General features: G+C 71.7%; 4 protein-coding genes. 3 read left to right on the top strand and 1 reads right to left on the bottom strand.

Annotation, left to right across the window (positions count from 1 at the left end; all coding sequences use genetic code 11):
- Positions 1 to 39: 39 nt before the first annotated feature.
- Positions 40 to 2,733: a SpoIIE family protein phosphatase gene (locus ACVWNX_RS07665; RefSeq protein ID WP_454413133.1), complete on the bottom strand. Its 2,694-nt coding sequence runs from the start codon at positions 2,731 to 2,733 to the stop codon at positions 40 to 42.
- Positions 2,734 to 2,994: 261 nt separating this feature from the next.
- Here ACVWNX_RS07665 and ACVWNX_RS07660 point away from each other — a divergent pair, with 261 nt between their 5' ends.
- The 3 genes from ACVWNX_RS07660 to ACVWNX_RS07650 all read left to right on the top strand — a co-directional run bounded on the left by ACVWNX_RS07660 (position 2,995) and on the right by ACVWNX_RS07650 (position 12,706).
- Entirely contained in the window at positions 2,995 to 8,487 is a 5,493-nt protein-coding gene (locus ACVWNX_RS07660) for a HAMP domain-containing protein (RefSeq protein ID WP_454414670.1), read from the top strand.
- Between the two features lie 261 nt (positions 8,488 to 8,748).
- Entirely contained in the window at positions 8,749 to 9,426 is a 678-nt protein-coding gene (locus ACVWNX_RS07655; protein WP_454413132.1) for a response regulator, read from the top strand.
- A gap of 511 nt (positions 9,427 to 9,937) precedes the next feature.
- Positions 9,938 to 12,706, top strand: a complete 2,769-nt coding sequence (locus tag ACVWNX_RS07650) for a DNA translocase FtsK (RefSeq protein ID WP_454413131.1) — start codon at positions 9,938 to 9,940, stop codon at positions 12,704 to 12,706.
- The last annotated feature ends 209 nt before the right edge of the window (positions 12,707 to 12,915 follow it).

Raw genomic sequence — 12,915 nt, 5'->3', positions numbered from 1 at the left:
TTCGTATGCCGGGGACCCGGAGGGCGCGCCCCCTGTTCCTCAGACGTCGAGGCCGGGGACGCGCATCACCAGGATGGCCATGTCGTCGGACGGGGCGTCGCTCGCGAAGCGTTCCACGGCGCGCATCACCCGGGCCGCGACCGCGCCCGCCGTCAGCCCGGTGGACGAGGCGAGCACCTCGGTGAGACCCTCGTCACCGAGCATCCGGGTCCCCTCGCGGCGCTCGGTGACCCCGTCCGTGACGCACAGCAGGACGTCGCCCGGGTCCAGGGTGACGGTCTGCTCGTACAGCTCCAGGTCCTCCATCACGCCCAGCAGCGGCTGGGATTCCGCGGCGGTCTCCACCGTGCCGTCCTGGCGCAGCCGCAGGGGCAGCGGATGGCCCGCGCACACCACCTTCAGCAGCGCGCTGCCGTCCGGCTGCGGCCACAGCTCCCCGTAGAGCAGGGTGAGGAAGCGGCTGCGGGCGCCCTCGTCGAGGATCGCGGCGTTCAGCCGCTCCAGGACCGCGGGGCCGCCGAAGCCCTCGCGGGCCAGCAGCCGCAGCGCGTGCCGGGCGAGGCCCGTGACGGCGGCCGCCTCCGGGCCGGTGCCGCAGACGTCGCCGATGGCGAAGCCGTAGGCGCCGTCCTGGATGGGGAACAGGTCGTAGAAGTCGCCGCCGACCTCGTTGCCCTCACCCGCGGCACGGTAGATGACCTCCACCTCCACACCGGGGATCTCCGGGGTCTGCGGAGGCAGCAGACTGCGCTGGAGCGACTGGCTGATGGCGGTGCGCTCCGAGTACAGCCGGGCGTTGTCGAGGGCGAGGGCCGCCCGTCGGGACAGGTCCTCCGCCAGCTCCAGCACCTCCTGGCGGAAGTGGTCGTCGGCGGGGCGGCCCAGGGTGAGCATGCCGATGACGCGGTTGCGGGCGACCAGCGGCAGGACGACGGCCTCCCCGCCCGCCGTGCCGGTCGCGCCGTACCCGGCCGGGCCGCCGGAGCGCCCGGCCGCCTGGGCGGCCTCCCGCGCGGCCCGCCCGGGGGCGTGCCACACCCGGGCGCCGGGGGTGGGCACCTGGTCGGGCGGGGCGATCCGGGAGAGCAGTTCCTTGAGCCCGTCGATGCGGTCCTCGTCCTCGTGGAGGACGAACGACAGCGAGGGGTCCGAGGTCTGGTCGGCGATCGTATAGACCGCGCACCAGGTGGCCAGGGTCGGCACCGTCATCTGGGCCATCAGGGCCAGTGTCTGGTCGCGGTCCAGGGTGCCCGCCAGCAGGTCGGACGCCTCCACGAGGAAGCTGAGGGAGCCGCGCCGCAGCCGTTCCAGCTCGCCCAGGCGCGCGGACTCCACGGCGAGGGCGATCCGGTCGGCGGCGAACTGGAGGCGCAGGGCCTCCTCGTTGGAGTAGCGGTCGGGGGACTCGGCGGCCACCCCCAGGGAACCGGTGAGCCGGCCCTCGACCTTCAACGGGACCGTCACCACCGAGCGCATGCCCGTGCCGCTGAGCAGCGGTACGGCGCCGGGGACGACCGAGAGGTCCTCGTGGACGGCGGGCATCCGCGCGGAGCCGTAGCGGCCGGGGCCCGCCTCCACGGGGACGCGGGCGAAGCGCTGGCGGGCCGACGGCAGTCCGGTGGAGGCGCGGACCTCCAGTTCCGTCTCGTCGTCGGTGGCGAGCAGCAGGAACGCGGCGTCGGCGTCCAGCATGTCGCGGGCGCGTTCCACGGTCCGCTGGAGGAGTCCGTCGAGGTCGTCGGGGGCGGGGGAGCCGATGAAGACCTCGAACGGGTCCGCCGGGCCGGAGTCGACGGCGGTGCTGGTGTCCGGGGCGGAGACCCGGACCGGGGTCTGGATCACGGCCCGTTCGTGGTCGCGGACCAGCAGACAGACGGTGGACGGTTCGCCCTCGGTGTCGCGGACCCGCAGATGGGAGGCGTAGACGGGGACGACCCGGCCCGTCGTGCCGCGGATGCCGTAGCTGCCCTCCCAGCGGGAGAGGCGGAGGGCGTCGGCGATGCCGGTGCCGGTGCCGGGGGTGTGGGGCCAGGCGGCGAGGTCGGTCAGGGGTTTGCCGATGACCTGCTCGGCGGTGTGCCCGAAGACGGCCTCGGCGTCCTCGTTCCAGGCGCTGACCGCGCCCGCGCCGTCGACCTGGAGCACGGCGACCCTGACCCGGCCGTCGGTGACCGGCAGCAGCCCGGTGGGCAGGCTGGGGCCCGCGGTGCGGGTGCCGACGGGGCGGTCCGGCAACTCCATCTGGAACCACACCCGTTTGTGGGTGGGCGTGTACTCGACGCCCCAGCGTCCGGCGAGCGCGGCGCACAGCTGGAGGCCCCGCCCGCCCTCGCGGTCGGGGCTGCGCAGGGCGCCGTGGGCCTGCTGGAGCGGGATCTCCCGTTCCGGGTAGCGGTCGGCCACCTCGACGCGGACGCTGTCGCCGGAGCGCAGACACAGCACCTCGGCGGAGGTGCCCGCGTGGATGACCGCGTTGGTGACGAGTTCGCTGGTGAGGACCACCGCGTCGTCGATGAGGTCGGTGAAGCCCCAGCCCTGGAGCGTGTCCCGGACGAAGGAGCGGGCCGTGGCCACGGACCGGCTCGCGGGTGGGAAGGCGGCTGCCGCGCGCGCGGTGATCACAGAACTCCTCGTCCGGTCTTCGTCGTGCCGTGCTCCCCGGCCCTCGGTCTGCCGAGGCGGACGGGGGTCGTCCGGGGATTGCCCCCCGGGAAGTTGCAGTCCGGTGGTCATGCTGGGGCCGCCCTCCGATGCCCGCTCGTACTCCTGCCACCGTCCTGGCCGGGCGGACCGGGTGGGTGGACAGCCGCATGCCAGGTTACTTACCTTCGCGGTCCATGCGGATGCCGCCCGATGGAGTTTCCGCCCCCAGGGGGTGCGGAGCTTGTGCGAAGCTGCCGAACTGTTATGGCCTGGTTCCGCCGGGGTGAAACACTGGGCAGGCTTGATGAGGACGGTCCAATGCACGAGATCGACCCCTGCGGGAGGGACACGGTGGAGTCTGGCGCGTCGGCGCGTGGCACGAGCACGCGCGCGAAAGGCGGAGCGCCCGTGAGGAAGGCGCGTTCGGCGCACCGGGGGACGACCGCCGTGCAGACGGCGGAGTTGAACCGGTTGCTGGTGGCGTTGGAGGCGATGCGGGACGGCAACTTCCGCAAGCGGCTCCCGGTCACCGGCGACGACGTGCTCGCCGAGATCGCGGCCGTCTTCAACGAGGTCGCCGACCGGAATCTCCACCTCACGGGTGAACTGGCTCGGGTGCGGCGGATGGTCGGACGTGAGGGAAAGATCACGGAACGGCTGGAGCCGGGACAGTGCGAGGGGTCCTGGGCGGCCGCCGTCGACGCCTCCAACGCCCTGGTGGACGATCTGGTCCGGCCGGTGTCCGAGGTGGGCCGGGTGCTGTCCGCGGTGGCGGAGGGCGATCTGGAACAGCGGATGGAGCTGCGTCCGCACGGGGTGAACGGGGCCGGTCCGCAGCTGCGCGGCGAGTTCCTGAAGGTCGGGCGGACGGTCAACAACCTGGTCGACCAGTTGTCGACGTTCACCGACGAGGTCACCCGGGTGGCCAGTGAGGTGGGCACCGAGGGCAAGCTCGGCGGTCAGGCCAGGGTGCGCGGGATGTCCGGTTCGTGGAAGGACCTCACGGACTCCGTCAACACGATGGCGGACCGGCTGACGGCCCAGGTGCGGGACATCGCGCTGGTGACGACGGCGGTGGCGCGCGGCGATCTGTCCCGCAAGGTCACCGTGCACGTCGACGGCGAGATGCTGGAGCTGAAGAACACCGTCAACACGATGGTGGACCAGCTGTCCTCGTTCTCCTCGGAGGTGACCCGGGTCGCCCGGGAGGTCGGCACCGAGGGCGAGCTGGGCGGTCAGGCCCGGGTGCCCGGGGTCGCGGGCGTCTGGAAGGACCTCACCGACTCGGTGAACCTGATGGCGGGCAACCTCACCGCCCAGGTCCGGGGGATCGCCCAGGTGACGACGGCGGTGGCCAACGGCGACCTGTCGCGGAAGGTGACGGTCAGCGCGCGCGGCGAGATCGCGCAGCTCGCCGAGACGATCAACCAGATGACGGAGACCCTGCGGACCTTCGCGGACGAGGTCACCCGGGTCGCGAACGAGGTCGGCGCGGAGGGGCGGCTCGGCGGCCAGGCCCAGGTGCCGGGCGCGGCCGGGACGTGGAAGGACCTGACGGACTCCGTCAACACGGTGTTCCGCAACCTCACCACGCAGGTGCGGGACATCGCGGCGGTGACGACGGCGGTGGCCAACGGCGACCTGTCGCAGAAGGTCACGGTGGACGTGGCCGGGGAGATGCTGGAGCTGAAGAACACCGTCAACACGATGGTGACGCAGCTGTCGGGGTTCGGCGCCGAGGTGACGCGGGTCGCGCGCGAGGTCGGCGTCGAGGGCGAGCTGGGCGGTCAGGCGCACGTCCAGGGCGCGGCGGGCACGTGGAAGGACCTGACGGACTCCGTCAACACGGCGTTCCGCAACCTCACCGGGCAGGTGCGCAACATCGCCCAGGTGACGACGGCGGTGGCCAACGGCGATCTGTCGCAGAAGGTCACCGTCGACGTGTCCGGCGAGATGCTCCAGTTGAAGAACACCGTCAACACGATGGTGGACCAGCTGTCGAGCTTCGCGGACCAGGTGACCCGGATGGCCCGGGACGTGGGCACCGAGGGCCGGCTCGGCGGTCAGGCGCGGGTGGACGGCGTCAGCGGCACCTGGAAGGAGCTGACGGACTCCGTCAACTTCATGGCGGGCAACCTCACGTCCCAGGTGCGGCAGATCGCGCAGGTGACCACGGCGGTGGCGCGGGGTGATCTGTCGCAGAAGATCGACGTGGACGCGCGCGGTGAGATCCTGGAGTTGAAGAACACCATCAACACCATGGTCGACCAGCTGTCGGCCTTCGCGGACCAGGTGACCCGGGTCTCCCGGGACGTGGGCACCGAGGGGCGGCTCGGCGGCCAGGCCCAGGTGCCGGGCGTCGCGGGGGTGTGGCGGGACCTCACCGACTCGGTGAACAGCATGGCGGGCAATCTGACCACGCAGGTCCGCAACATCGCGCAGGTCGCCACGGCGGTGGCGCGGGGTGATCTGTCGCAGAAGATCGACGTGGACGCGCGCGGTGAGATCCTGGAGTTGAAGAACACCATCAACACCATGGTCGACCAGCTCTCCAACTTCGCGGAGCAGGTCACGATGGTGGCGCGCGAGGTGGGCACCGAGGGCATCCTCGGCGGTCAGGCCGAGGTCCAGGGCGTCTCCGGGACCTGGAAGGACCTCACCCAGTCCGTCAACTTCATGGCGAACAACCTGACGATCCAGGTGCGCAGCATCGCCGAGGTGACCACGGCGGTCGCCCGGGGCGATCTGTCGAAGAAGATCACGGTCGACGCCAAGGGCGAGATCCTCGAACTGGTCACGACCGTCAACACGATGGTGGACCAGCTGTCCAACTTCGCGGAGCAGGTCACCCGGGTGGCCCGGGAGGTGGGCACCGAGGGCAACCTGGGCGGCCAGGCGCGGGTGCCGGGCGTCACCGGCATCTGGAAGGACCTCAGCGACAACGTCAACCTGATGGCCAACAACCTGACCAGTCAGGTGCGGAACATCTCCCAGGTCTCCGCAGCGGTGGCCAACGGCGACCTCACCAAGAAGGTCACGGTGGAGGCGCGCGGCGAGGTCGCGCAGCTCGCCGACACCGTCAACACCATGGTGACCACGCTGTCGTCGTTCGCGGACGAGGTCACCCGGGTCGCCCGCGAGGTGGGCACCGACGGCATCCTGGGCGGGCAGGCGCGGGTGCCCGGGGTGTCGGGCACCTGGAAGGACCTCACCGAGTCGGTGAACTCGATGGCGTCCAATCTGACCGGTCAGGTGCGCAACATCGCCATGGTCACCACGGCCATCGCCAAGGGCGACCTCACCAAGAAGATCGACATCGACGCCCGGGGCGAGATCCTGGAGCTGAAGACGACCATCAACACCATGGTCGACCAGCTGTCCTCGTTCGCCGAGGAGGTCACCCGGGTCGCCCGCGAGGTGGGCACGGAGGGCCAGCTCGGCGGTCAGGCCCGGGTGCGGGACGTCGACGGGACCTGGCGCGACCTCACCGAGTCGGTGAACGAGATGGCCGGGAACCTGACCCGTCAGGTGCGGGCCATCGCCGCGGTCGCCACCGCGGTGACCCGGGGCGATCTCAACCTGAAGATCGACGTGGACGCGGCGGGGGAGATCCAGGACCTCCAGGACAACATCAACACGATGATCGCGAACCTGCGGGACACGACCATCGCCAACAAGGAGCAGGACTGGCTCAAGGGCAATCTGGCCCGGATCTCCGGTCTGATGCAGGGCCGCCGCGACCTCGACGACGTGGCCGGGCTGATCATGACCGAGCTGACGCCGGTGGTGTCCGCGCAGCACGGCGCGTTCTTCTTCGCGGTGCCGGACGACGGCCACAACCTCGTCACCACCCAGGAGGACGGCGAGGACGGCTACGAGCTGCGGATGCTCGGCTCGTACGGCTACTCGATGGGGACGATGCCCACCTCGTTCCGGCCCGGGGAGACCCTGATCGGGACGGCGGCGAAGGAGAAGCGGACGATCCTGGTGGGGAACGTCCCGCCGGGCTATCTGAAGATCTCCTCCGGACTCGGCGAGGCGCCGCCCGCGCACGTCATCGTGTTGCCGGTGCTGTTCGAGGGGACCGTGCTGGGGGTGATCGAGCTGGCGTCGTTCCAGCCGTTCACCCACATCCAGAAGGACTTCCTCAACCAGATCGCGGAGATGATCGCGACCAGCGTCAACACGATCAGCGTCAACACCAAGACGGAGGTCCTCCTCAAGCAGTCGCAGGAGCTGACCGAGCAGCTGCGGGAGCGTTCCGCGGAGCTGGAGAACCGGCAGAAGGCGCTCCAGGACTCCAACGCGGAGCTGGAGGACAAGGCCGAGCTGCTCGCCCAGCAGAACCGCGACATCGAGGTGAAGAACACCGAGATCGAGGAGGCGCGCCAGGTCCTGGAGGAGCGCGCCGAGCAGCTCGCGGTGTCGATGCGCTACAAGTCCGAGTTCCTCGCGAACATGTCGCACGAGCTGCGGACCCCGCTCAACTCGCTGCTGATCCTGGCGAAGCTGCTGGCGGACAACGCGGACGCCAACCTCACCCCCAAGCAGGTGGAGTTCGCGGACACGATCCACGGCGCGGGCTCCGACCTGCTCCAGCTGATCAACGACATCCTCGACCTGTCGAAGGTCGAGGCGGGCAAGATGGACGTCTCCCCGACCCGGATCGCGCTGGTCCAGCTGGTGGACTACGTGGAGGCCACCTTCCGGCCGCTCACCGCCGAGAAGGGGCTGGACTTCTCGGTGCGGGTCTCGCCGGAGCTGCCCGCCACCCTGCACACCGATGAGCAGCGGCTGCTCCAGGTACTGCGCAACCTGCTGTCGAACGCGGTGAAGTTCACCGACTCGGGGGCGGTCGAGCTGGTGATCCGCACCGCCGGGGCGGACGTCCCGGTCACCATCCGCGAGCAGTTCCTGGAGTCGGGGGCGCTGACCGACCCGGACGCCGACCTGATCGCGTTCTCCGTCGCCGACACCGGCATCGGGATCGCCGCCGGGAAGATGCGGGTCATCTTCGAGGCGTTCAAGCAGGCCGACGGGACCACCAGCCGCAAGTACGGGGGCACCGGTCTCGGACTGTCCATCAGCCGGGAGATCGCCCGGCTGCTCGGCGGGGAGATCCACGCGGCGAGCGAGCCGGGCCGCGGGTCGACGTTCACGCTGTACCTGCCGCTGCACCCGAGCGCGCTGCCCGCGCCGGGACACCCGGTGGCGGCCGTGGCCGACCCGGACGCGATGGACGGCGGGCCGCGGCTGACGGAGACCCCGCCGGAGGTGCGCTCCTACCGGGACGCCCAGCACGGTCCGGCCGCCAACTTCCGGCGCCGCCGCAGGCCGTCGGTGCCCCGGGCCGCGCTGCCCGCCCCGGCGGAGCGCCCGGCGGACCGGGGCGGCGCGCCCCCCGCGCTGCGGGACGGGGCGCGGGGCGCGGCGGTGGACCAGCCCGTGGAACGGCGGAACTTCGGCTTCGACGGGGAGAAGGTCCTCATCGTCGACGACGACATCCGCAACGTCTTCGCGCTGACCAGCGTCCTGGAGCAGCACGGCCTGTCGGTGCTGTACGCGGAGAACGGCCGGGAGGGCATCGAGGTCCTGGAGCAGCACGACGACGTGACGCTCGTGCTGATGGACATCATGATGCCGGAGATGGACGGGTACGCCACGACCACCGCGATCCGCCGGATGCCGCAGTTCGCGGGGCTGCCCATCATCGCGCTGACGGCGAAGGCGATGAAGGGCGACCGGGAGAAGGCGATCGAGTCCGGTGCCTCCGCCTACGTCACCAAGCCGGTGGACCCGGACCATCTGCTGACGGTGATGGAACAGTGGATGCGGGACGAGTGAACGGGGACGCCCGGGGCGCGGCCAACCGCCGTGCCCCGGGGAAAGACTGACGGGCCGTGGCCGATCCCGTGTAGAAGTGCGGGATTCGGGGAACCTTCTGGTCCCCCGCGGCGTTTCCGCTACGTGCACAGTGACATCGCGGTGACAGGGTGTGGCGACAGGCGGGGTGCGGCTACCATGACCGGCACGAGAACGGACGGCGTGACAGAGTCGTCCCCTGGGGCGGCGCCCGGTGCACTGCCGGGACGAGGAGGGCGGGCCATGGTCCAGAAGGCGAAGATCCTCCTGGTCGATGACCGGCCGGAGAATCTGCTCGCGCTGGAGGCCATCCTCTCCGCGCTCGATCAGACGCTGGTGCGGGCATCGTCCGGGGAAGAGGCGCTGAAAGCGCTGCTCACCGATGACTTCGCGGTCATCCTGCTGGATGTCCAGATGCCGGGCATGGACGGGTTCGAGACCGCCGCGCACATCAAGCGGCGGGAGCGGACCAGGGACATCCCGATCATCTTCCTCACCGCGATCAACCACGGTCCCCACCACACCTTCCGCGGTTACGCGGCGGGCGCCGTGGACTACATCTCCAAGCCCTTCGACCCCTGGGTGCTGCGGGCGAAGGTGTCGGTGTTCGTGGAGCTGTACATGAAGAACTGCCAGCTGCGGGAGCAGGCGGCGCTGCTGCGCCTCCAGCTCGAAGGCGGCGGTTCGGGCACCGGGGGCAAGGAGTCCGTGGGGCTGCTCGCCGAGTTGTCGGCGCGGCTGGCCGCGGTGGAGGAGCAGGCCGAGGCGCTGTCGAAGCAGCTCGACGACGACGCCGGTGACGCCGCCGCCGTGGCGACCGCCGCCCACCTCGAACGGAAACTGACCGGACTGCGCCGGGCCCTCGACGCGCTGGAGCCCGGAACGGGCGCCGGAGCCGCGTCCGTTCCCTCCCCGAGCTGACGGCTCGTCCCCTCCGTACCGGGTTCCTCCGCACCGTCCTGATGCCGGGTGTTCCGCCCGGCTCGTCATCGTGCCTCCTCGTGCCCCGTCATGGGGCTTCCCGGCGTGCGCTGGGCGGAGAGCGCGGAGCGGGGCGCTCGCCAAGGGCGCGAACGGATGTGTGGGGCTGAGCGTGGCCGCCGGTTCCTGGTGGAACCCCGGTCCATGAGGGCGCGCCGGAGGGCGCGAACGGGACGCTGAGGACGGTAGGGGAGACCAGCGGTCCCGGCGGGGGAGCCGGGGCGTGGGGTGCTGTGCGGGCTTGTGGGGTACTGAGGGGTGGGCGTGGGGGCGCTCATGGTGTGGGGTGTGCGTTCGTGGGGCGTGGGACGGGTGCGTCGCACGGGGGCTGACGGGGCGCCAGGGGCGTGGGCCATCCGGGCGTCAAGGAGTGCCCCCGGGGAGAACGACACGAACGGGTGAAGCTGTGCGACGCGTGTCCCGCACGGGCCGCACCGGTAACCTCACACCCATGGCCTCACGTCAGCCCTCAGCCAAGAAGTCGCCCGCCAAGAAGGCGGCAGCACCGGCGAAGGCCCCGGCGAAGAAGGCCGCGGCCCGCAAGCCGCCGCCCCGCAAGACCCCGGCGAAGGCACCCGCCCGGAAGACGGCCGCCGGGAAGTCCGCCGCCAAGCCCGCGCCGAAGCCCGCTCCCAGCCCCACCAACGGGCTCTACCGACTCGTCCGGGCGCTCTGGCTCGGCACGGCCCACGCCGTAGGCGCCCTGTTCCGGGGGGTGGGACGCGGCGCCAAGGGCCTCGACCCGGCCCACCGCAAGGACGGTCTGGCGCTGCTCCTGCTCGGCCTCGCGCTGATCGTGGCCGCGGGCACCTGGTCGAACCTGCGCGGCCCGGTCGGCGACCTCGTGGAGATACTGGTCACCGGTGCGTTCGGCCGTCTCGACCTGCTGGTGCCGATACTGCTCGTCGTCATCGCCGTGCGCTTCATCCGCCACCCCGAGCGCCCCGACGCCAACGGGCGCGTCGTCATCGGGCTCTCCGCCCTGGTGGTCGGGGTCCTCGGCCAGGTGCACGTCGCCTGCGGCTCGCCCGCCCGCGCCGACGGCATGCAGGCGATAAGGGACGCCGGGGGACTGGTCGGCTGGGGCGCGGCGACCCCGCTGACGTACACGATGGGCGAGGTGCTGGCCGTTCCGCTGCTGGTGCTGCTCACGGTCTTCGGGCTGCTCGTGGTCACGGCCACCCCCGTCAACGCCATTCCCCGGCGGCTGCGGCAGCTGGGCGCCCGGCTCGGCCTCGTCGAGCCCGTCGCCGACCCCGACGCGTACGCCGTCGACGGGGACGACGACGAGCGGTACGAGGACCAGTGGCGCGAGGCGCTGCCCGGACGGCGTCCCACCGCTCCGGGCGGGTACGACCCGGAGCGGGCCGAGGACGAGGCGCTGCTCCGGCGGCGCGCGCCCCGTCGGCGCACCGCGCGCCCCGCGCTGGACCAGCCGATGGACCCGGTCGACGTGGCCGCCGCCGCGGCCGCCGCGCTCGACGGCGCCGTGCTCAACGGGATGCCGCCCTCCCCGCTGGTCGCCGATCTCACCCAGGGCGTCGCCGTCGACCGGGACCCCGAGCCGACGCCGTCCGTGCCGCCCGCGCGCGGCCGGGCCGCCGACGCCCCGGTGGGCGACGTCCCGGTGTCCGGTGCCCCGGCCGCCGCGCGCCCCGGCGCCCTGGTGCCCGATCTGACCAAGTCCCCGCCCGAGGCGCCCCGGGACCTGCCCCCGCGCGCGGAGCAGCTCCAGCTGCGCGGCGACATCACCTACGCGCTGCCCTCCCTGGACCTGTTGGAGCGCGGTGGCCCCGGCAAGGCCCGCAGCGCCGCCAACGACGCCGTGGTCGCCTCGCTCACCACCGTGTTCACGGAGTTCAAGGTCGACGCCGCGGTCACCGGCTTCACCCGGGGGCCGACGGTCACCCGGTACGAGGTGGAGCTGGGCCCCGCCGTGAAGGTCGAGCGGATCACCGCGCTGACCAAGAACATCGCCTACGCCGTCGCCAGCCCCGACGTGCGGATCATCAGCCCCATCCCCGGCAAGTCCGCGGTCGGCGTGGAGATCCCCAACACCGACCGCGAGATGGTCAACCTCGGAGACGTGCTGCGGCTCGCGGACGCGGCGGAGGACGACCATCCGATGCTCGTCGCGCTCGGCAAGGACGTCGAGGGCGGCTACGTGATGGCCAACATGGCGAAGATGCCGCACGTCCTGGTGGCCGGTGCCACCGGCTCCGGCAAGTCGTCCTGCGTCAACTGCCTGATCACCTCGGTGATGATGCGGGCGACCCCCGAGGACGTCCGGATGGTGCTGATCGACCCCAAGCGCGTCGAGCTGACGGCCTACGAGGGCATCCCGCACCTCATCACCCCCATCATCACCAACCCCAAGCGCGCCGCCGAGGCCCTCCAGTGGGTGGTCCGGGAGATGGACCTGCGCTACGACGACCTGGCCGCCTTCGGCTTCCGGCACATCGACGACTTCAACCAGGCCATACGGAACGGCAAGGTCAAGGCCCCCGAGGGCAGCGAACGGGAGCTCCAGCCGTACCCGTACCTCCTGGTGATCGTGGACGAGCTGGCCGATCTGATGATGGTGGCGCCCCGGGACGTGGAGGACGCGATCGTCCGCATCACCCAGCTCGCCCGCGCGGCCGGAATCCATCTGGTGCTCGCGACCCAGCGGCCCTCGGTGGACGTCGTCACCGGCCTCATCAAGGCGAACGTGCCCTCCCGGCTGGCGTTCGCGACCTCCTCGCTGGCCGACAGCCGGGTCATCCTGGACCAGCCGGGCGCCGAGAAGCTCATCGGCAAGGGCGACGGCCTCTTCCTGCCGATGGGCGCCAACAAGCCGACCCGGATGCAGGGCGCCTTCGTCACCGAGGACGAGGTGGCCCTGGTGGTCCAGCACTGCAAGGACCAGATGACCCCCGTCTTCCGCGAGGACGTGGTGGTCGGCGGCCAGCGGAAGAAGGAGATCGACGAGGACATCGGCGACGACCTCGACCTGCTCTGCCAGGCCGCCGAACTGGTCGTCTCCACCCAGTTCGGCTCCACCTCGATGCTCCAGCGCAAGCTGCGCGTCGGCTTCGCGAAGGCGGGCCGTCTGATGGACCTGATGGAGTCCCGGAACATCGTGGGGCCCAGCGAGGGCTCCAAGGCGCGTGACGTCCTGGTGAAGGCCGACGAACTGGACGGGGTGCTGGCGGTCATCCGGGGCGAGACGGAAGGCTAGCCCGGCCTTGGCCCCGGGCCCGGCCTAGGGCCCAAGGCCCGACACCCCGGTCCGCCCTCGTCGTCGGAGCCTCCTGACCGCCCTCGGAGCCCCCTCCGGCCCCGCTTCCGGAGGCCCCGTAGGGGTCCCGCCGGGGGGCCGTTCCGTCGGCCTTCCGGTGGCCTCCCCACACGGCCCTCGCCCGCTCCCGTCGAACGGCGGGGGCGGGC

Source organism: Streptomyces sp. JNUCC 64, from assembly GCF_054484115.1.
Note: the sequence above shows the minus strand (reverse complement) of the source record. Positions and strands in the feature narration are given on the sequence as shown.

What these genes read in the sequence shown, in the direction of transcription:
- ACVWNX_RS07665 (WP_454413133.1), bottom strand. Translation starts at nt 2,733, where the DNA reads ATGACCACCGGACTGCAACTTCCCGGGGGGCAATCCCCGGACGACCCC.
- ACVWNX_RS07655 (WP_454413132.1), top strand. Translation starts at nt 8,749, where the DNA reads ATGGTCCAGAAGGCGAAGATCCTCCTGGTCGATGACCGGCCGGAGAAT.
- ACVWNX_RS07650 (WP_454413131.1), top strand. Translation starts at nt 9,938, where the DNA reads ATGGCCTCACGTCAGCCCTCAGCCAAGAAGTCGCCCGCCAAGAAGGCG.